This window comes from Arenibacter algicola, assembly GCF_018860365.1.
In the GTDB taxonomy this organism is placed as follows: Bacteria; Bacteroidota; Bacteroidia; order Flavobacteriales; family Flavobacteriaceae; genus Arenibacter; species Arenibacter algicola_B.
Genome location: NZ_JAHKPO010000024.1, coordinates 154,186 through 175,102, shown reverse-complemented (window position 1 = coordinate 175,102; position 20,917 = coordinate 154,186). Strand labels below are relative to the sequence as shown.

At 40.2% G+C, this 20,917-nt stretch carries 17 protein-coding genes; 13 read left to right on the top strand and 4 right to left on the bottom strand.

Annotated features, from left to right (window positions below):
• Positions 1–56 precede the first annotated feature (56 nt).
• The 4 genes from KO529_RS19315 to KO529_RS19300 form a co-directional block, all read right to left on the bottom strand.
• On the bottom strand, positions 57–380 hold the full coding sequence (locus tag KO529_RS19315; protein WP_215949501.1) for a T9SS type A sorting domain-containing protein: 324 nt from the start codon (positions 378–380) through the stop codon (positions 57–59).
• Between the two features lie 173 nt (positions 381–553).
• Positions 554–871, bottom strand: a complete 318-nt coding sequence (locus tag KO529_RS19310) for a T9SS type A sorting domain-containing protein (RefSeq protein ID WP_215949500.1) — start codon at positions 869–871, stop codon at positions 554–556.
• A gap of 169 nt (positions 872–1,040) precedes the next feature.
• Positions 1,041–3,869, bottom strand: coding sequence for a TonB-dependent receptor (locus KO529_RS19305; protein ID WP_215949499.1), 2,829 nt, complete (start codon positions 3,867–3,869; stop codon positions 1,041–1,043).
• Between the two features lie 93 nt (positions 3,870–3,962).
• The gene (locus KO529_RS19300; protein ID WP_215949498.1) at positions 3,963–5,381 is read right to left on the bottom strand and encodes a hypothetical protein; all 1,419 of its coding nucleotides are present in this window, start codon (positions 5,379–5,381) and stop codon (positions 3,963–3,965) included.
• Positions 5,382–5,706: 325 nt separating this feature from the next.
• Here KO529_RS19300 and KO529_RS19295 point away from each other — a divergent pair, with 325 nt between their 5' ends.
• The 13 genes from KO529_RS19295 (at position 5,707) to KO529_RS19235 (ending at position 20,908) form a co-directional block, all read left to right on the top strand.
• Entirely contained in the window at positions 5,707–6,393 is a 687-nt protein-coding gene (locus tag KO529_RS19295) for a response regulator transcription factor (protein ID WP_215949497.1), read from the top strand.
• Positions 6,393–7,439, top strand: a complete 1,047-nt coding sequence (locus KO529_RS19290) for a sensor histidine kinase (RefSeq protein WP_215949496.1) — start codon at positions 6,393–6,395, stop codon at positions 7,437–7,439. Before KO529_RS19295 ends, KO529_RS19290 begins: the two co-directional genes overlap by 1 nt.
• A 222-nt stretch (positions 7,440–7,661) precedes the next feature.
• The gene (locus KO529_RS19285) at positions 7,662–9,008 is read left to right on the top strand and encodes an NAD(P)/FAD-dependent oxidoreductase (protein WP_215949495.1); all 1,347 of its coding nucleotides are present in this window, start codon (positions 7,662–7,664) and stop codon (positions 9,006–9,008) included.
• A gap of 9 nt (positions 9,009–9,017) precedes the next feature.
• Positions 9,018–10,598: a 4Fe-4S binding protein gene (locus KO529_RS19280; RefSeq protein WP_215949494.1), complete on the top strand. Its 1,581-nt coding sequence runs from the start codon at positions 9,018–9,020 to the stop codon at positions 10,596–10,598.
• Between the two features lie 148 nt (positions 10,599–10,746).
• Positions 10,747–11,436, top strand: coding sequence for a glycosyltransferase family 2 protein (locus KO529_RS19275; protein ID WP_215949493.1), 690 nt, complete (start codon positions 10,747–10,749; stop codon positions 11,434–11,436).
• Between the two features lies 1 nt (position 11,437).
• The gene (locus tag KO529_RS19270) at positions 11,438–12,922 is read left to right on the top strand and encodes a cellulose synthase family protein (RefSeq protein ID WP_215949492.1); all 1,485 of its coding nucleotides are present in this window, start codon (positions 11,438–11,440) and stop codon (positions 12,920–12,922) included.
• A gap of 265 nt (positions 12,923–13,187) precedes the next feature.
• Positions 13,188–14,573: a polyprenol phosphomannose-dependent alpha 1,6 mannosyltransferase MptB gene (gene mptB / locus KO529_RS19265; protein ID WP_354667786.1), complete on the top strand. Its 1,386-nt coding sequence runs from the start codon at positions 13,188–13,190 to the stop codon at positions 14,571–14,573.
• Between the two features lie 217 nt (positions 14,574–14,790).
• Positions 14,791–15,420: a GNAT family N-acetyltransferase gene (locus KO529_RS19260; protein WP_215949491.1), complete on the top strand. Its 630-nt coding sequence runs from the start codon at positions 14,791–14,793 to the stop codon at positions 15,418–15,420.
• 43 nt (positions 15,421–15,463) lie between these two features.
• On the top strand, positions 15,464–16,654 hold the full coding sequence (gene argG, locus KO529_RS19255; protein WP_215949490.1) for an argininosuccinate synthase: 1,191 nt from the start codon (positions 15,464–15,466) through the stop codon (positions 16,652–16,654).
• Positions 16,647–17,621: an N-acetyl-gamma-glutamyl-phosphate reductase gene (argC, locus tag KO529_RS19250; RefSeq protein WP_215949489.1), complete on the top strand. Its 975-nt coding sequence runs from the start codon at positions 16,647–16,649 to the stop codon at positions 17,619–17,621. Before argG ends, argC begins: the two co-directional genes overlap by 8 nt.
• A gap of 113 nt (positions 17,622–17,734) precedes the next feature.
• The gene (gene proC / locus KO529_RS19245; RefSeq protein ID WP_215949488.1) at positions 17,735–18,529 is read left to right on the top strand and encodes a pyrroline-5-carboxylate reductase; all 795 of its coding nucleotides are present in this window, start codon (positions 17,735–17,737) and stop codon (positions 18,527–18,529) included.
• 58 nt (positions 18,530–18,587) lie between these two features.
• Positions 18,588–19,715, top strand: coding sequence for an aspartate aminotransferase family protein (locus tag KO529_RS19240; protein WP_215949487.1), 1,128 nt, complete (start codon positions 18,588–18,590; stop codon positions 19,713–19,715).
• Positions 19,712–20,908: a glutamate-5-semialdehyde dehydrogenase gene (locus KO529_RS19235; RefSeq protein ID WP_215949486.1), complete on the top strand. Its 1,197-nt coding sequence runs from the start codon at positions 19,712–19,714 to the stop codon at positions 20,906–20,908. Before KO529_RS19240 ends, KO529_RS19235 begins: the two co-directional genes overlap by 4 nt.
• The last annotated feature ends 9 nt before the right edge of the window (positions 20,909–20,917 follow it).

Sequence of the window (20,917 nt, the reverse complement as noted above, 5' to 3'; positions counted from 1 at the left end):
GGCAAGTATTGGTTATAGGGTGGGGTATAGAAAGAAAAATGTACAGTCCGAATGGCTTATTTCACGACCAATTTTCTGGTCATCGTTACCCTGTTTTCAGTAATTTGCAATACGTAAACTCCCGGTGACAACTTTGATATATTCAAAAGAGTATTGGTAATCCGGTCCTGTAAAACTATGGTTCCAAAAACATCATAGACTACAACATCCTTTACTCCATTATGCTTTGTGGTAATATGTACCACCTCCTGATAGGCGGGATTGGGGTATAATTTAAAAGTATTGGTTTGGGTAGTTCTGTCTAGTGGCTCTTCAACGAATTCCTGTGCAGAAACGGCCATAGAAAATACCATGAACAGTAGGGTGTAAAATATTTTCATAGGTTAGCATTGATTTGGGATCAATACAGTAAATGTAGGAAAACAAGTATAGAAGTGGTAATAAATGTTGTAAATGAGTGTTTTTTGTATGTGTATCCTTATTTTAAGTGCTGTACTATGGTATTAAGACCTAAAGATGAGGTAATTATGGAGCTTTTATAGGTTGGGAAACGCTATTTTATAATTAGCTTTCTTGTAGCAATTTTGTTTTTTTCGTTTACCCTTAACATATAAACACCGGCGTCCAAATCATTGACATTTAGTTCCGAACCAATAATGGTGGTTTCCAGTACCTGGGATCCAAAAATGTCGAAAATTAAGATTTGTTTCGGAGCGTTCAAGGAAGTACTGATATATACCCTGCCATTAGTGACTGGATTGGGGTATATCTTAAACCCAGGAATATCCCCTCCCCCAACATTGCCTTTAGGATCCTGTCCAAAGGAAATAGAGATAAAAAGTAAGGCTATAACTAAGTAGAGTTGCTTCATAGAAACTTTAACAGCAAATAATATACCGTAAATGTAAGAATTTTAGGTGCAGTACGTCTGCGGCAGCTAAATTTATACTTAAAAATTCGATGAAATGCAAAAAGCGGCCGGATTCTATGTTAAAAAACAAGGAACTCGGCCGCTTTTTTATTAATTACAATTATAAAATTTAAAACTTAATGTTGTATCCCAATGTAAATGTTCTTCCAGGACTTCTTTTGGAGAAGGTCTTGTTTTCAGCCTTGTAGGACTCATATTCACTTTCTACATCATCATCCAAAAGATTGCTTATTTTAAAACTAACACTCTGATTTTGGTTTTCACCGAAGCTCTTGGAGAAGTTAAAGTTTAAATTGTGAAAGGGCATGGTATACACGTCCGGTACAAATCCATTACCCACTACCTGTAATGTTTTTCCCTGTACATTATAGTTCATTCCCATTTGGATCCCGTTTTCGGCTCCTTCATAATTTAACCCGGAATTGATAAGGAAAGGTGACTGTCCCTGTAATTCCCGGTCATTGCCCAAGGTTTCGCCATCCCTAAGTCCCAGCGTTCTAAGATTACGCTCACTTTCACTATAAACTTGGGTAGATTTAATGATGGAGGTATTTACGTTTAAGCTAAAATTTTGTAGTGGAGCTGCAATGAACCCTAAATTTTTCCTTAATTCAAATTCCAATCCGATCACATCCGCATCACCAAGGTTTTGAGGGGTAAAGTTATCGGATGAAGATTCGAAGTACGTTAGTTCAATGGGGTCGGTGAATTTTTTGTAAAAGCCGCTCAATGCAATCATCTCTGCACTTTCACCAAACCATTCCACCCTGAAATCGAAATTGTTAATGTAGGTTGGATCCAAATCAATATTGCCTATAAAGGTGTTGTTGGATAGTGGGTCAAATATCTTGGCTATGGAAGCTTCCTTAAAAGAAGGTCTTGCCGTAGTTCGGGAATAGGATCCCCTTAGGTTAACGTCTTCTGTAAGTTCATAGATTAAATTGGCTGTAGGGAAAAGATCAAACTTATCTATTATGGTTTCATTATCATAAATAACCTTTTGAGGATCATTAATGTCCTTATTGTCTTCCCCGGTATATTTGGATTCAAATTTTTCCACCCTCACACCAAGGATAGTGCGCAATTTTTGCCCAAGTTTAAACTCGTTGGAGACATAACCTGCTATATTTTGTTGTGCTGCCTCATAGGTGTTGGCCGGTTCGGCAACGGATATGTCCGGATCAATATAGGAACCGGAGTTGTTGTTAACGGTCCATAGGTTTTCGTCCAAAAGGATATTGTCTGCAACACCATTGAATATAGTGGTTTGCCCATTGTTCTCAATTTCAAAGTTCAAGATGCTAAAGTCCCTAGTTTTGTAGGAGCCATAGGCACCAAATTTTAATTTGGCATCTTTTTCCAGAAAATCATATTTTTTGGTAAGATCTAGTTTTGCAACTGCATTGATCTCTTCCAAATCCCTCCAGATTCTTTTTGGCTGGTTGTTCTGGGGAATGGAGTATACGCCATCCTCTACCCTAAAAGATGTTGTTCTAATGTCCTTGTCCTGAATTTTGGACAGGGTAGGGGAAAGTGCCCATTCCGTTGTCCATGATGCATCTTCGCTGGAATGTATTCCACTAAGCAATGCGTTGGTGATAGAGCGTTGGGTATATTCCAAGTTATCTTTTGAGAAATTGACGAAATCCGAAAAATTCAAGGTCTGGCTAAAATAACCTGCTGTAGATTCTCCGTTCTGAATATGAAGGAGATTAAGTTTGTATTTGGATTTTTCTGTCTTAAAAGAAGTGCCCAAAAGACCGCTTACCAATACGTTATTTCTACCTAAATCCCCAGTTTGTGTCCTATCGGTTTCCAATTCAAAAACAGAGGTGTCAGCATTTCTTCTATAGAAGTTGTTTTCTGCCCCTTCGTAAAAGGTGGTAGTGTTTTTATATGAAACAGATGCTAAATATCCCAATCTGTTCTGGCCTTCTCCTACCATGTATTGGTTACCCGTGGTAAATCCAAAGCTGTAGTCCATAGCGCTATTTGCCTTCATGGCCGATAACACCGGATTGAACTTTTTGGTAATCGCTGTTAATAATGGATTATACTCAAAAGTGTTGGGAATATCCTGATTTCGGTTAATAGGAACACTTCGGTTACCATTGTCAAATCCTAGGAAATCTGTAGTGCTGCCTTTGTAATCCAAATAGTTTTCATTAAAGTGCATATCGGGATTGTAACTGCCACTAAGGGAAATGCTGTGTTCCTTTTTTGTGGGGTAGTCCTTGGTCACGATATTTACGATACCACCGGTAAAATCTGCAGGCAAATCTGCAGATGCAGATTTAAGGACCAAGATATTGTCTATGATATTAGTGGGGAATATGTCTAATTGAATAGTGTTTCTATCTGGGTCCAGACCAGGTATATCCACTCCGTTCAAAATAGATTTGGTATAGCGATCCCCTAGACCTCTAACATATACATATTTTCCGCCTTGTACGGATACCCCTGGTACAGATTTTATGGCGCTGGCCACATCTCCCGAGCCAGTTTTTTTGAAGGCCTCGGCAGATAATCCGTCCAAAAGGTTCACGGCTTTTTTCTGGATACCCAAAACAGCAGTTTCCGTATTTTTTTTAACGCTTACGGATACCACCACTTCATCAAGCCCTTCGGCCAGGGTTTCCATAGTAACATTTATGTTGGTTACCTCGTTCGCCTTAATGACAACATCGGTAATTTCAACGGTCTTATAACCTAGGAATGAAAAAGTAAGAGTGTGGCTGCCCTCTTCAAGGGTAAGTTTGTAATTACCATCGAAATCTGAGGTGGTACCTATAGTGGTGCCTTTAACCAAAATATTGGCAAAGGGTACAGGGTCTTGAAAATCTGCATCGATTAATGATCCCGTTACCTCGCCAGTTTGTGAAAAAATGAGTTGAAAAATAAAAAAGGTAAAAGTTGAAAGTCTAAGTGAATATTTCATAAGTAATTGATAGTTAAATCGTAATAAACCAAATGCCCGCCCTTATGTTTGGGCGAGCACGGTTGTTATTTTTAAAGGGGTGTATTGTTTCTACTAGAAACCTAAACCAGCTTTAGCACTTGCGTAAGTCCAAGAAAATACGTTAAGGTCAGCACCTACAGTCTGGGCCCCAGCGGTAACTTGGGTAGTCCAGTCAGCAGCTCTTTCGGTAAATGTTGGAGCTAAGATGATTGTTGATTCCACTTCGTTTCCGGCGTCATCCTTTTTAACTTTTTCAGCGAAAATGCTATTGTTAAAGCCTACAACTTGCCAAGCTTCAAAGGTTAATTCCCCATCCAAGAAGTTTTGGGCTACATCATTGGCGTCCAATTCCACGTCTTTTCCGTTTTGGAATCCAAGGGCGTAGATGTTTTTGGTAGTACCCATTGCATTACTTCTGTAGTCTGCATATTCACCATCGGCAGCAGTTGAACTTCCAAAAATAGTAGCGTTTTGAAGGGTGAAGGAACCGTTAATTGAACCTTCTGGACCGTCAATTTCAAAAGCATGATCAGAAGCCTCACCAGATATTACTACTGCATTGTCTATAGTTCCGGAATAGGCTTGGTCAATATCCAAAGCATCATCGCCCTGGGCCCAAACCAATAGATTGGAGGCGTCAACGGTTCCACCAAAGAATTCGATGCCATCATCAACATTACCTACAACTTCTATGTGGTTAATTTTTGTACCACGGCCTACAGAACCTAAAGTTAGACCGTTAATCTCGTTTCCTTCTCCTATCAAGGCGCCACCGTGACGAATGGAGATGTATTCCAATTCTCCTGAATTGTCATCGTCGTTTAATGCATCACCAGGACCGTAAAGGCCAAAAGTATCATCGGCAGGTATACCTTCTATCTGTACTTCGGTAACATCACCTTTGAAAGAACCGGTAGCTCTTCCCAAAACAATTAGTCCTCCCCAAAGTCCTCTTTGATTGTGGTCCAAGTTGGTTCCAGCTGTCTGTCCTACACCTATATTGTCGGCCTCGGCAGTAAATATAATTGGCTTTTCGGCAGTACCGTTGGCCATAATAGTAGACCCTCTTTGTACAATTAGGGCAGAAGCTAAAGATCCTGAACCTGGCTTACCTTTAATTATGGTACCTGGCTCAATAGTCAAGGTTTTTCCAATTCCAATAACAACTTTTCCTGCCAATACATATATATTCTCTGCAGACCAAGTGGTATCGGTGCTTATTTCACCGGAAACCGTAATGATTTCGGCGCAAGAACCACCTATGTCCACTCCTGTCTCATCTCCATTTTGGATGCCGTCCTCACAAGTAGCTGTTGCTTCGGTACAGGGCTGACAGTTAGGTCCACCACAATCAACACCAGTTTCTCCTTGGTTTTGAATTCCGTCATTACAGGTAGCAACAACATCGGCTATTGGTGGTTCGTCATCGTTTGTGCAAGATGTAAAAGCCATAGCGCTTATGGCCAATGCGGATAATAAAAGTTTTTTCATTTCAACTGAATTTTTTGGTTTCATTTTTGAGTTCACTTGTTTTATTTAAACATGGCAAATAAATGGCCTAACTGTAAAAGTCGCGTTACCCTCAGATTAATAGTTTGTTGGCTTAATGTTATCTAAATGTTACTATATTAAATCCATGTTAAGAGGTTTGGTGTAATAGTATTATCTTTACTTTTGGCGCGGATAACCAATAAATATTGAAGGTTAAACGGGCATGTTTTAATAGGTCACAATTTTGGGTTGTGATAGATTATAGTAACCGCCCTCCAAAAGGAAATGGGTTGTAGATGACCGTTTAAAGACAAAAAAATAAGGCATGAAAAAAAAGGATATTAAGATACTTTTGGTGGATGATGAACCGGATATTCTAGAAATTGTAGGGTATAATTTATCTGCCGAAGGGTATGAGGTTTTCACTGCAAAAAATGGTATGGAAGGGGTTTCGAAGGCAAAAAAGAAGAAGCCCCACTTAATTATTTTAGACGTAATGATGCCGGAAATGGATGGCATTGAAGCCTGCGAGATCATAAGGCGAACCGAAGGTTTGGAGGATACCTTGATCACCTTCCTTACCGCTAGGGGCGAAGACTATTCGCAGATGGCCGGATTTGATGCGGGTGCGGACGATTATATAACCAAACCTATTAAGCCTAAGGTCTTGGTGAGCAAAGTAAAAGCTTTGCTTAGAAGGCTTAAGAATGAGGAGCAGGAGGTAGAAGATATCTTTAAAGTTGGTGAGATTACCATAAATAGGGAGGAATACAAAATTGTTAATCAGGGAGAGGAAATAATTCTTCCCAGAAAAGAGTTTGAACTCTTGGCACTATTGACTTCCAAGCCGAATAAGGTTTTTAAAAGGGAGGTTATCCTGGACAAGGTATGGGGCAATGAAGTGGTTGTAGGGGGGAGGACTATCGACGTCCATATTAGAAAGCTTCGCGAAAAAATTGGTGATGATCATTTTAAAACGGTAAAAGGGGTAGGGTATAAGTTTGTACTATAATGGCAACGAGGATTAAAAAATCGTATAGGTTTGCCTTGCGTACAACAATTCTAATTTCATTCCTTTTAACTACCGTTTTGGGGATATTTTTGTGGAACAATGGTTCCGTGGATTGGCAGCTCCTAGCGGTCATTTTGGTAACTTCTTCCCTAATTTCTTTTCTCGTAGTTCAATTAAGGATAGAAAAATTTATCTACCGTAACATTGAACGCATTTATAAAGATGTATCCCTGTTGGAGTCCACCTCCTTGGCTCCTAAGACCATTACAACGGACATGCGGTCCTTGACAGATGAAATAGAGAAGTTTGCCAAGGACAAAAAAATTGAAATTGATACCTTAAAAATCCGGGAGGAATATAGAAAGGATTTTTTGGGTAACGTTTCCCATGAATTAAAAACACCACTATTTACCGTCCAGGGTTATATTTTAACCCTCTTGGATGGTGCCATGGACGATAAAAATCTGAGGAAAAAGTATCTTCAACGGGCCAATAAGGGTGTGGAGCGACTTATCTACATTGTTAAGGATTTGGATCTGATAACCAAATTGGAAGTTGGGGACCTAAACTTGGAGATAGAGGATTTTGATATTTTGGAACTCGTGAGGAATGTTTTTGAGCTTTTGGAAATGAAGGCCGCAAAAAAGAATATTACCCTGACATTTGATATGGATTATAAGGATCCCATCTACGTTAAGGCCGATAAAGAGAAAATACAACAGGTAATTACAAATTTAGTGGTGAATTCCATTAAATATGGACAGCAGAACGGTACAACCGAGGTCAGTATAGAGAATTTAATTAAAAACAAGGTCATTATTCGGGTAACCGACAATGGCGAGGGTATCTCCAAACAGCACCTAGCGCGAATTTTCGAAAGATTTTATAGGGTAGATAAAAGTGGGAGTAGGGCCGAAGGTGGTTCTGGCTTGGGATTGGCAATTGTAAAGCATATTATAGAGGCCCACAACGAGAAGATTTACGTGGAAAGCGTACTAGATATAGGGTCCGAATTTTCCTTTACTTTGGAGAAGGCAACCAAGTAAATCCTTACTGCCAAATTGTATAAATTTCATTATTTCAGGATTGCCATGGCTATAAATTGTCCTTCTGCAGGACCAATGGGCCGGTCTGCCAATTTTGGCGAATAATATCCAATTCCCGACTTCATTATAGCAATTTTCCATTGCTTTGAATAATTCTAAATAAAGAGGAACGATTAAGTTATTATCTTTAGGTACGACCTAGTACTTATCAACCTAAATCCTATGGAACACATTGTTATTATTGGTAATGGAATCTCTGGAATTACGGCAGCCCGCCATATTCGAAAACTATCCGACAAAAAAATCACCATTATTTCCGCTGAGAGCGATTATTTTTTCTCAAGAACTGCTCTGATGTATGTGTATATGGGGCATATGAAGTTTGAGCATACCCAGCCTTACGAAAATTGGTTCTGGAAAAAAAACCGCTTGAATTTGGTCAATGGATATGTAACAAAAGTAGATACGGCCAGTAAAAAGGTAATTTTAAAAAGTTCCGAGGAAATTGGATATGATAAACTTATTATCGCCACAGGTTCCAAACCCAATAAATTTGGATGGCCCGGACAGGATTTGAAAGGGGTACAGGGATTGTATTCCAAACAGGATTTGGAGTTATTGCAGGCCAATGCACCTAACAATGAAATATGTAAAAGGGCAGTTATTGTTGGGGGCGGATTAATTGGGATCGAATTGGCAGAAATGCTTAGGAGTAGGGATATCCCAGTTACTTTTTTAGTCCGTGAAAACAGCTTTTGGAACGGGGTCTTGCCCCAAGGGGAATCCCAAATGATCAATGAGCACATTCTGGAACATCATATAGACCTGAAATTGGATACCAATCTGAAGGAAATTATTTCGGATGAAAATGGTTGGGCAAATGCCGTGGTTACGGATAAAGGGGAGACGATCCAATGTACGGTGGTGGGGCTGACCGCCGGGGTTACTCCAAATATTGATTTCCTGAAAGGCTCTGGAATAGAAACAGGGAAAGGGGTAAAGGTCAATAACTTTTTGGAAACCAATATAGCAGATGTCTATGCTATTGGTGATTGCGCCGAACAACATGAGGCCATTGGCAGCCGCAGGCCGGTGGAGGCTGTTTGGTATACGGGAAGAATGATGGGGGAAACTTTGGCACAGACTATTTGCGGTAACAAAAGGGCCTATAACCCTGGGCATTGGTTTAATTCAGCAAAATTTTTGGACATAGAGTATCAAACTTATGGATGGGTATTCAGTGAGAAATCGAAAAAAGACCATGAACAACATTTTCATTGGCGGCATCCCAAGGAAAAAATATGTGTCACCATCGCCTTCCACAAAGACACCAAACAGTTTTTGGGGATCAATACTTTTGGAATTCGGATGCGTCACGAAATTTTGGACAGGTGGCTTACGGAGAATAGAAGTATAGCTTATGTAATGGAGTTTTTAAAGGATGCCAATTTTGATCCTGAATTTTACGCGGAATATGAGAAAGCCATTGTATCCCAGTATAATTCCCAATTTGGTACGAATATTACTCCCAAGAAGAAAAGTTGGAAACGAATTTTTAGCAACATATAAGATTACCAGATGCAAATAATAAAAAAAATTGGCCTCTTCATTTTTTTAATTGGCCTTACCATATTTACGATACTTCCTTTTATTGGTGAGTTTAAGGTGACCCCTGCAACAATGGATCAAATAATTCAGCAAAAGGGAATTTCGAGCGAAATTTTTATACAGGGGATGGAAGAAAATGTGGTTGGCAAACAGTTCCAGGGAATGCTTTCATTATCTCCCAAAATAACCCAGACACTGGAGGCTGCCAATGCCCAACATAGAAAGGACAAGGAATATAAGAAGATTATCTATACGGGTCCACATGACTTGGCTGCTGCCGTTGGCAAGGCCTCCGGGAGTGGATTTATAGTTGAAAATAAGGGACTTATGTGGTTCTTGACCTTTGGCCTGGGCATATTGGGGGCATTACTTTTTATAATTCCCAATATAGTTTTATTAGGTAAAAAAGGGGTTAAGAATAATGGTATTTACCATGAGAATGCCACCAATAGGGGGTGGATTGCTTGGATGGTCTTTGTTTTTCTGGTTTCCTTTTATTTGGTGCTTTATTTCCGTTCGGAATATGCTGTAAACTGGACTTACCTAGTAGATCCAATAAGCGAATTTCTAAGTGGAAATCCTGCCGGACATTGGTTTGTCTACGGCTTTATGTATTGTACGGTGATGACCGTAATGGCCGTGCGCATGTACATTAAGTATAGGCATAATATGTATCAAATGGTACGTACTACCTCTGTCCTGTTTTTTCAAATAGTCTTTGCCTTTCTTATTCCGGAAATTATGGTAAGGCTACAAATGCCGTATTACGACTTTAAAAATGCCTTTCCTTTGGATTATGATTTCTTTTTCCAATGGAATTTAAAATCCTTGTTGAACAGTGGGGGAATAGGACTCTTTATTCTAGTATGGGGTATTGTACTTACTTTGGTTATTGTGCCCGTTATGGTCTATTTTTTTGGAAAACGATGGTACTGTTCCTGGGTATGCGGATGTGGAGGTTTGGCAGAGACCCTAGGGGATCCCTATAGGCAGCACTCCAGCAAGTCCCTATTTTCATGGAAAGTGGAAAGATGGTTGGTACATGGGGTGTTGGTCTTTGCCGTGGGAATGACCTTGATGACGCTCTACAGTTTCTTTACGGAGTCTGGCACAGTGTTGGGTTTAAAAACACAGAGTGTGCAAAATACCTATAGTCTGTTGATAGGTGCATTTTTCGCAGGAGTGATCGGTACCGGATTTTACCCCATTTTTGGAAATAGGGTATGGTGTAGGTTTGGTTGTCCTCTGGCAGCGTATTTGGGATTTGTACAGCGGTTCAAGTCGCGCTTTAGGATTACCACCAACGGTGGACAGTGTATTTCCTGTGGTAATTGTTCTACCTATTGTGAGCAGGGTATAGATGTCAGGGCCTACGCCCAAAAAGGTGAAAATATTATAAGGTCCAGTTGCGTAGGTTGTGGTATTTGTTCCGCGGTCTGTCCAAGAGGGGTCTTAAAATTGGAAAATGGACCGCTCAAGGGAAGGATAAACCCTACCGAAATTCTGTTAGGGAACGATGTTGATCTAATGGACCTGGTCAATAAAAAATAAGCCTGCGATTGGTGATGAAATAATTGTTGCAATCCTTAAAGGGAGGTCAATGGATTGATGAAAGTATTGATACCTTTGCGCTATCAAAATTATGGATACCCAAGATACCTAACAATGGATAAATAAGAATGACCCTTCAAATACTCTAATGACCGATATAAAAGTAATTATCCCTGCCTATAACGAAGCTGATTCCATTGCGAACGTAATAAAAGAAATCCCAACAATTGTTTCCGAAATAATTGTTGTAAACAATAATTCTACAGACGATACAGCCCTCAATGCTAGGGAGGCCGGGGCTACTGTACTCACTGAAGAGAGGATGGGATATGGCTATGCCTGCCTTATGGGAATTAATTATGTTTCCAAACAATCCAAAACACCCGATATTATCGTATTTATGGACGGAGACTATTCGGATTATCCCGAAGAACTTTCCAAAGTGGTAAAGCCCATAGTGCAAAACGATTTGGATTTCGTTATTGGGGCCAGAACAAAGGAGTTGAGGGAAGAAGGATCTATGACGCCACAACAGGTTTTTGGAAATGCATTGGCCACCACTTTAATGAAATGGTTCTTTGGAGCTTCTTTTACTGATCTGGGTCCGTTTAGGGCCATAAAGTACGACAAGCTTTTGGCGCTGGAAATGGAGGATAAGACCTACGGTTGGACCGTGGAAATGCAGTTGAAGGTTCTAAAAAAGGGATTTACATATACCGAAGTACCAGTGCGTTATAAAAAAAGAATTGGCATATCAAAAGTATCAGGTACTGTAAAAGGTACTATATTTGCAGGCGTAAAAATCCTGGGTTGGATATTTAAATACAGTTTAAAATAATATGGGACTAACAATTACTTACTTTATCATTGCGATTTACAGTATTTCCTTACTATTGATATTTTTTTATAGCTTGGCCCAGCTTAATTTACTGGTCAACTATCTAGGGTATAAAAGGAGAAATAAGGAGGCTCCAAAATTCAATTTATTGGATCCAAAAGAAATACCATTTGTTACCATACAACTTCCTATTTATAATGAGGAGTATGTTGTGGAGCGTTTGTTGGACAATATTTCGAAAATAGAATATCCAATGAGCAAATTGGAAATTCAGGTTTTGGACGATTCCACGGACGACTCCGTATTGGACACTGCCAAGAGAATTAAGGCGCTTCAGGAAACAGGATTGGATATACAGCATATAAGAAGGACCAATAGGCAAGGCTATAAGGCAGGTGCTTTAAAAGAAGGTCTGGATATAGCCAAAGGGGAGTTTATTGCCATTTTTGATGCGGATTTCTTGCCTTCCAATGATTGGTTGAAGAAAACCGTAATTTATTTCAAAGATCAGGAAATTGGTGTAGTTCAGACAAGATGGGGACATATCAATAGGGAATATTCCACTTTGACCCGTATACAGGCTTTTGCTTTGGACGCCCACTTTACATTGGAACAGGTAGGACGTAATGCCAAAGGCCATTTCATAAATTTTAATGGTACCGCAGGTATTTGGAGAAAGGAATGTATTCTGGACGCCGGAAACTGGGAAGGAGATACCCTTACCGAGGATTTGGATCTTAGCTACCGCGCCCAATTAAAGAACTGGAAATTTAAATATTTGGAGGATGTAGAGACACCTGCAGAACTTCCAGTGGTAATCAGCGCTGCCCGTTCCCAGCAATTTCGTTGGAACAAAGGTGGGGCAGAAAACTTTAGAAAAACCGTTTGGAGCGTTATATCCGCCAAGAACATCTCGTTCAAGACCAAATTTCACGGGGTGATGCACTTGTTGAATAGCTCCATGTTCCTTTGTGTATTCTTGGTGGCACTTTTGAGTATTCCAATGATGTACATAAAAAATAGCTATGATCATTTGGGATGGATTTTTGAAGCTACCAAATTTTTTATTTTAAGTACCATTATCCTTTTCGTCTGCTATTGGTTTACCTATAAGAGCATACAGGGTAGTAGTTTTGATAATTTTGTAGACTATATAAGAATCTTCTTTACATTTTTCTCCGTGGCCCTTGGATTTTCATTGCACAACTCCATTGCCGTACTGGAAGGTCATATGGGTAAAAGATCCGAGTTTGTCAGGACCCCAAAATTTAATTTGAACAATATAACGGACAGCTGGAAGGGGAATAAATATTTGGCTACCAAACTTTCTCCCAATATGATTTTGGAAGCGGCCCTAATGCTTTACTTCCTTTTTGGAATGTACAGTGCCATTCCTTTGAACGATTTTGGACTTTTTCCATTTCACTTTATGTTATTTTTGGGCTTCGGTTACGTATTCTTCAAATCCCTTATGGCAAGGGCTTAAATAATATTTATAAACGCTATTCAAAAGCCCTGTTCTTTCTAAAGACAGGGCTTTTTTAATTTTGATATCGTTAAACAGGTTTATATCCTTAAACCACTAGTTAAGAAAGAGATAGTGCTGCTCCGGCACAGACATTGGAGGTAAGTTAATAGCTACCTACATTTGTGAATTTCAAAAAAATAAGGGTTTCATTGCCAAAACCAAAATTGGAAGTGCTGTTATTTGATAATTTCATTTAAATTTGGGAGATTGCTGAAATAATAAAGTGACCAAGAACCACCAGACAAATATTATCCAAAGGGCCATTTCTTATTGGAAACTTCACAGGATTCCAATTTTAATGGTGCTGCTTAGCATCCTCTTCTATATTTCCTTTGGTTACCATTTGGATAGAACGGATTTTATAAAGCTGCTCGGCCTTTATTTGGCTTTGTCCTTTTTGTGTTATAAGCTGATTCAATTTGAAAAATGGAACTTTAAATTTTTGGCCATTTCCGGGACGCTTTTCCGGCTAATACTGCTTTTTGCGGAACCCAATCTTTCCCAGGATTTTTATAGATTTATATGGGATGGACAATTGATCAACCATGGGATGAGTCCCTACCTTCACCTCCCCAAGGACTTGATAATAGAAAATGGCCACCTCATGCACAATGCCGGGGAATTGGTGAGTGGCATGGGAAGCCTCAGTGCGTCAAATTATAGTAATTATCCTCCATTGAACCAGTTTATTTTTGCGTTGTCCACTTGGTTGGCAGGAAAGAGTCTAGTGGGAAGTGTATTGGTCATGAGGACCATTATAATTATGGCCGATTTGGGAATCCTATATTTCGGGCGCAAATTATTGCAAAAGCTCAATAAATCTACCCATTTGATCTTTTGGTATTTCTTAAACCCATTGGTTATTTTGGAACTTACCGGTAATCTGCATTTTGAAGGGGTAATGTTGTTCTTTTTTGTTTGGTCTATTTGCCTTTTGTTCAATAAAAAATGGCTATTGGCGGCTATTGTATATGCGCTTTCGATCTCTGTAAAATTGGTCCCTTTACTATTTCTGCCCTTGTTCTTAAAATATTTCGGGTTCAAGAAAAGCATCCTCTTCTATGCTGTTGTGGGTATAACAACGGTCCTTTTGGTACTCCCATTCTATTCCCTGGATTTTGCAAATAATTACATGCAGACAGTAGGGCTGTGGTTCTCCAATTTTGAATTTAATGCCGGTTTATATAATGTAATAAAAAAAGTGGCCCTGAATTTCGAAGCAAAACCTTGGGAGCTAATCAAGGATTATGGAAAAATTACCCCGATAATCGTTATTGCCTCTGTGGCCCTGTTTACGTTTTTTAGGGACAATAGAAAGATTTCAACCTTGTTGACCTCCATGATGTGGGTGTTGACCTTGTATTATTTTTTGTCGGCTACCGTGCACCCATGGTATATTATTTTCTTAGTGATTTTAGGCCTGTTTACCGAGTTTAGGTTTCCAATGGTTTGGTCCTTGAGTATCATTTTGAGCTACTGGGCCTATTCCAATGCAGGGTTTAAGGAGAATTATTGGTTGTTATCTGTTGAATATATTGCAGTATATGGTTTTATGTGTTATGAAATTGTTAGATTACATAACAAAAAGTTGCTATTTAGTAAAAATTAGCACATCAATCACAAAAATTCATTTTTATTTGTACTTTTGATGGTAGAATGAATAACTCATATTACATACTTAACGTAAACAAGGTTTCCAACCTTGCTTATTCATTTACGCCTACACGTCGTCGCCCGTAAGGGTGCGCTTCTTTTATGGAAATAGGTGAGTCCATTTCCCTCTCAAAAAAAATAAATTATAATTTTAATTTTAAAAGCAACATTCAATGAAGATTGTTATTGCTAACGATTCCCATTTTAAATATGCCGAGGTTATCTGCGAAACCATTGCAGAGTCGGCCAAAGTGCGGGGTACCGGGATTGCAAAGCGCACTCCAGAATATATTCAAAAAAGACTGCATAATGGCAATGCCATTATTGCCTTGGACGGCGATAAGTTTGCCGGTTTCTGTTATATTGAGGTTTGGGGACATGAAAAATTTGTAGCCAATTCAGGTCTAATAGTGCATCCTGATTACAGGAATCAGGGCTTGGCCAAGAAAATAAAAAAAGAAATTTTTGACCTTTCCAGGAGTAAGTTTCCCGATGCCAAAATTTTTGGGATCACTACGGGCTTGGCAGTGATGAAGATGAACTATGAACTGGGCTATAAACCGGTTACATTTTCAGAATTGACTACGGATCCCGAGTTTTGGAAAGGCTGTCAGACCTGTAAAAATTTTGATATCCTTACCAGGACAGAACAAAAAATGTGTCTTTGTACCGGCATGTTGTACGACCCTGCAACCAAAGCCAAGGAGGCTATAAAGGAACCAAAGGAGAAATTGAATTCCAAGGCTTTTCAAAGATTAAAAAGTATAAAGGAAAGTTTGTTCCTAAACAAGAAAACAAAGTAGTAGTAAAGTACTGCTGAGAAAATAAAAATAATAATAGTTTAGCATGAAAAAATTAGTTTTAGCGTATAGTGGTGGATTGGATACTTCCTATTGTGCCAAGTATTTGTCAAAGGATCAAGGTTTTGAAGTACATGCCGTAAGTGTAAATACAGGAGGGTTTTCAAAGGAAGAAATAGAGAGCATTCATAAAAAGGCCTTGGAATTAGGGGCCACTTCCTACACTTCCATAGATGCCGTACAAACTTTCTATGAAAAGGTAGTAAAGTATTTAATTTTTGGGAACGTACTAAAGAACAATACCTATCCTTTATCGGTAAGTGCAGAACGAATTGTTCAGGCTATTGAAATTGTAAACTACGCCAAAAAAGTTGGTGCCAAATATATTGCCCACGGGAGTACTGGAGCTGGGAACGATCAGGTTAGGTTTGATATGATCTTCCAGATCATTGCACCCGAGATTGAAATTATTACCCCGATTCGGGATAATAAATTGGCCAGGGAGGTAGAAATTGAATATTTGAAACAGAATGGGGTAGATTACCCATGGGAGAAAGCAAAATACTCTATCAATAGAGGTTTATGGGGAACTTCTGTAGGAGGCGAGGAAACACTTACCTCACACAAGTCCTTACCGGATTCTGCCTATCCAAGCCAACTGCAAAAGACAGAACCCGCTCAGTTGAAACTTACTTTCCACAAGGGTGAATTAATTGCTTTGGATGGCGATAATGATACTCCTGTGAACAACATTATAAAATTGGAGGCTATTGCTTCCAAATATGCCATAGGTAGGGATATCCATGTTGGGGATACCATTATTGGCATAAAAGGTAGGGTAGGGTTTGAAGCACCTGCTTCCTTGATCATTATCAAGGCCCATCATTTATTGGAAAAACACACCCTTACCAAATGGCAACAGTATCAAAAGGAAATGCAGGGCAATTTCTATGGTATGCTGTTGCACGAAGGGAATTATTTGGATGAGGTTATGCGCAATATCGAGGCCTTCCTCACCGATACCCAAAAGAATGTAAGCGGTGATGTTTTTGTAAGTCTGCACCCTTATCGATTTGAATTGGACGGGATATCTTCACCCCACGATTTAATGAACGCCTCTTTTGGTAGTTATGGCGAGATGAACAAAGGATGGACCGCCGATGATGCCAAAGGATTTATAAAAATACTTTCCAATTCGGGAAAAATATATAACCACGTAAATCAGAATAATGATTAAGGCAGGAATTATAGGTGGTTCAGGGTATACTGGTGGGGAACTCATCAGAATCCTCCTGAACCACCCCCATGCAACTATAGATTTTGTTTTTAGTACCACTAGGGCAGGTAAAAAAATTACCACGGCACATCCGGACCTTTTGGGGGTTACCGATCTTGTATTTACAGGAGAGGTAAACAAGGATGTGGATGTAGTATTTCTTTGTCTTGGCCACGGGAACTCTACTAGTTTTTTAAAGGAAAATGAGTTCTCCGAAAACACTAGGATCATAGATTTAAGTAATGATTTTAGGCTGGAGGCCGATGCCGTTCTGGACGGAAAAGCTTTTGTCTACGGCTTGCCCGAACTGAAGAAGGAAGAAATTAAAAAGGCGAAATATATTGCCAACCCAGGTTGTTTTGCCACGGCTATTCAGTTGGGATTGTTGCCATTGGCAAAGGCCCATAAACTGGATAAACCGGTGCATATAAATGCCGTAACCGGAAGTACAGGGGCGGGAGTAAGCCTTTCATCTACCTCACATTTTAGCTGGAGGAACAATAACGTGTCCTGGTACAAGCCCTTTACGCATCAGCACTTGGGGGAAATAAATGAAAGCTTGCACAGTCTTCAGGAAAATACCGGGGAACTGTTTTTTTTGCCCAACAGGGGTAATTTTACCAGGGGAATTTTGGCCACGGCCTATACCGAATTCGATGGGAGTTTGGAGGAAGCTTATGAACTGTACAACGAGTTTTACAAGGATGCGGCCTTTACCCAGGTGACGGAAGAGGACATCAACCTAAAACAGGTAGTGAATACCAACCAATGTCATATTCATTTGCACAAGCACAACAATACGCTCTTGATTACCTCGGCCATAGATAATTTGTTGAAAGGGGCTTCAGGACAGGCCGTGCAAAATATGAACTTGGCGTTCGGATTTAAGGAAACGGAAGGCCTGCAATTAAAAGCGGGCGTATTTTAATATCGGTCGGCCCAGTAGGTCAACGGTAGTGGAAAAAGGTAAACCGATAAACTAAGAATAAACCAATCAACCCTTGCTGCAGAAGTAGGAAGGAAACAAATAACAATTAAGGAATGAAAATAGCCATTATTGGAGCAGGTAATTTAGGTCTATCCATAGCCAAAGGCATTTTGAGCACTAATGGGGCCACTTCCATGGTCCTTACCAAGAGAAATCTTAACGGGCTTAAGGAGATTGAAAAATATGGAATTGTTACCACCACTACAGATAATAGGGAAGCAGTGGCCAAATCGGACATTTTAATTTTTGCCGTTCAGCCAGGCCAATTTGTTAAGATTTTAGGAGAGGTAAAGGACATACTTACGGAAAAGCATGTTATTATTTCTACCATTACCGGTTTTAGTATTGCAAGAATGGAAGAGGTTATAGGGCCGGATCACTTTATTATTCGTGCCATGCCCAATACCGCTATTTCCGTAGGGAAATCCATGACCTGTATCTGCAGCAATGAGAAAGGGGCCAAAAGGGTAGACCTGGCCAAGGCCATCTTTAACCGTATGGGGCATTCCATGCAAATTCCGGAAGACCAGATGCAGGCCGCAACCGTTATTTGTGCCAGTGGAATTGCGTTTTGGATGCGATTGATTAGAGCCACCACACAAGGGGCCATTCAATTGGGATTCGATGCCAAGGAAGCACAGGAATTGGCCATGCATACCTGTAATGGGGCTGCTAGTCTACTTATAGAATCTGACAGTCACCCAGAAAATGAAATAGATAAGGTAACTACTCCAAGGGGATGTACCATTTCCGGATTGAACGAAATGGAACACCAAGGACTAAGCTCCTCCCTGATCAGAGGTATAGTGGCCTCATTTGACAAGATAAACGAAATAAAAAAAGGATAACCTCTACCTAAACCTTCAAGGTTATTATACAAGGGAGGTTCATAATACAATATAGAAGATGGAATTATTTGATGTATACCCATTATATAACGTTACTCCCGTTTCGGCCAAGGGAATAACGGTTACCGATGAAAAAGGCCAGGAATATTTGGATTTCTACGGTGGTCATGCCGTAATTTCCATAGGACATTCCCATCCACATTATGTGAAAAGATTGAAGGAGCAGTTGGACAAGATCGGTTTTTATAGCAATGCCATTCAGAATCCTATACAAGAAGCCTTGGCGCATAAATTGGGAGAACTTTCGGGCTGTGAAGATTACAATCTCTTCCTGTGCAATTCCGGGGCAGAGGCCAACGAAAATGCCTTAAAACTGGCATCGTTCCAAACGGGTAAATCTAGGGTAATCGCCTTTAAGCACGGATTTCACGGTAGAACTTCTGCCGCTGTGGCCGCTACCGATAATGAAAAGATAAATGCTCCTATAAACAAGCAACAAAAGGTAACCATACTTCCCTTCGAGGATTTGGCTGCTTTTAAAAGCGAGATTTCCAAAGGGGATGTGTGTTGCGTAATTATAGAGACCATTCAAGGGGTAGGGGGTCTGGACCAGCCTTCCCAAGAGTTTTATAAGAATATAGCTGCACTATGTAAGGAAAATGGTGCACTGCTTATTGCAGATGAGGTGCAATGTGGTTATGGAAGAAGTGGTAAATTTTTTGCCTTCCAACACTATGGCATTAAACCGGACATTATTACGGTAGCCAAGGGAATGGGCAACGGATTTCCTATAGGCGGGGTCCTGATCCATGATAGCATCAAGGCTTCCTATGGTATGCTGGGAACCACCTTTGGGGGCAATCACTTGGCATGTGCCGCAGGATTGGCAGTGTTGGAAGTAATCGAGAAAGAAAATTTAATTGAAAATGCCGCAGAGCTTTTCGAATACTTCAAGGAAAAAGCAGCTTCCATCCCACAAGTAAAAAGGGTAAAGGGAATGGGACTTATGTTGGGGCTGGAATTTGATTTTGAAGTGGCGGAGCTACGAAAGAAACTCATTCACAATCAACATATGTTCACCGGTGGCGCCAGTGACAAACATGTATTGAGAGTATTACCGGCATTGAATATTACCAAGGAAAATTTGGATCAGTTTTTTGATGCCTTAAAAAAGGAATTGGCATGAGTTTGTATTTAGACATAGCCCAAAGGAATGCGGTGCTAAGTACCATGGCACAGCTGATCGATGCGGAACGAAGCACAATTCTGGAGGTCAATAAGAAAGACCTCGAGGCCTATAATGGCGATGATTTGGCCATGTACGACCGACTCAAGGTAGACGATGCCAAGATTGAAGGTATGATCCTATCCCTGCAGCAGTTGGCGAGCCAGGAAGACCCCTTGGGCTTGGAACGTTTTAATTTTACCCATGAAAATGGGATGCACGTTAGCAATAAAACGGCGCCTTTTGGCACGGTCCTGATCATTTATGAATCTAGGCCAGATGTTACCATTGAAGCTGCTGCCATTGCCTTTAAATCGGGCAATAAAATTTTGTTGAAAGGCGGAAAGGAATCGCTTCAAAGCAATTTGATATTGGTGAATTTCTGGCATAAGTCCTTGGAGCAACACGGCATTTCCAAAGATTGGGTCACTTATCTGGAATTTAATAGGGAACAGACACAGGCCTTTTTGGAAAAGCCTACCCAAAAGTTAGACCTGATAGTACCACGTGGAGGGGAAAAGCTGATCGCTTTTACCAAAAAGCATGCTACCTGTCCGGTAATAGTCAGTGGAAGGGGAAATAACTTTCTTTACGTTCACCCCAAGGCGGACCTAAAAAAGGCAATGTCCATTATCCTTAACGCCAAAACCACAAAGATATCGGCCTGTAATGCTTTGGACAAGGTGTTGATAGATAGCGAACTGCCCAACAAGGAAGCTTTTATAAAAGATTTGATAGCTGAATTAAAAGCGAAAAAAGTTGAAATACTGGTAGATAACAGCCTGGCCGAAACAGAGGGTACTTCCGAAATTACTGGAGAGGAAAGTTGGTTTGAAGAATTTTTGGATTATAAGATCCTTATCGGGGAAGTGGGAAATACGGAGGAAGCTGTTGAAAAGATAAATACCTATGGCGGGGGACATTCCGCGGTAATCGTTACCGAAGAGGAACAGGAAGCCGACCTTTTTATGAATTCCGTAGATTCCGCGGCAGTATATCATAATGTTTCTACCCGTTTTACGGATGGTGGACAATTTGGACTGGGCGGGGAATTGGCCATCAGCACGGATAAATTGCACCAAAGGGGGCCCATTGGCCTACAGCATTTGGTGACCAACAAATGGTATGTAAAGGGCGATGGTCAAATAAGGTAGTAGCCAGAC

Bases quoted from the DNA above. Each gene is read 5' to 3' on its own strand.
- KO529_RS19315 (WP_215949501.1), bottom strand. From the start codon at position 380: ATGAAAATATTTTACACCCTACTGTTCATGGTATTTTCTATGGCCGTT.
- KO529_RS19310 (WP_215949500.1), bottom strand. From the start codon at position 871: ATGAAGCAACTCTACTTAGTTATAGCCTTACTTTTTATCTCTATTTCC.
- KO529_RS19305 (WP_215949499.1), bottom strand. From the start codon at position 3,869: ATGAAATATTCACTTAGACTTTCAACTTTTACCTTTTTTATTTTTCAA.
- KO529_RS19300 (WP_215949498.1), bottom strand. From the start codon at position 5,381: ATGAAAAAACTTTTATTATCCGCATTGGCCATAAGCGCTATGGCTTTT.
- KO529_RS19295 (WP_215949497.1), top strand. From the start codon at position 5,707: ATGAAAAAAAAGGATATTAAGATACTTTTGGTGGATGATGAACCGGAT.
- KO529_RS19290 (WP_215949496.1), top strand. From the start codon at position 6,393: ATGGCAACGAGGATTAAAAAATCGTATAGGTTTGCCTTGCGTACAACA.
- KO529_RS19285 (WP_215949495.1), top strand. From the start codon at position 7,662: ATGGAACACATTGTTATTATTGGTAATGGAATCTCTGGAATTACGGCA.
- KO529_RS19280 (WP_215949494.1), top strand. From the start codon at position 9,018: ATGCAAATAATAAAAAAAATTGGCCTCTTCATTTTTTTAATTGGCCTT.
- KO529_RS19275 (WP_215949493.1), top strand. From the start codon at position 10,747: ATGACCGATATAAAAGTAATTATCCCTGCCTATAACGAAGCTGATTCC.
- KO529_RS19270 (WP_215949492.1), top strand. From the start codon at position 11,438: ATGGGACTAACAATTACTTACTTTATCATTGCGATTTACAGTATTTCC.
- KO529_RS19260 (WP_215949491.1), top strand. From the start codon at position 14,791: ATGAAGATTGTTATTGCTAACGATTCCCATTTTAAATATGCCGAGGTT.
- argG (WP_215949490.1), top strand. From the start codon at position 15,464: ATGAAAAAATTAGTTTTAGCGTATAGTGGTGGATTGGATACTTCCTAT.
- argC (WP_215949489.1), top strand. From the start codon at position 16,647: ATGATTAAGGCAGGAATTATAGGTGGTTCAGGGTATACTGGTGGGGAA.
- proC (WP_215949488.1), top strand. From the start codon at position 17,735: ATGAAAATAGCCATTATTGGAGCAGGTAATTTAGGTCTATCCATAGCC.
- KO529_RS19240 (WP_215949487.1), top strand. From the start codon at position 18,588: ATGGAATTATTTGATGTATACCCATTATATAACGTTACTCCCGTTTCG.
- KO529_RS19235 (WP_215949486.1), top strand. From the start codon at position 19,712: ATGAGTTTGTATTTAGACATAGCCCAAAGGAATGCGGTGCTAAGTACC.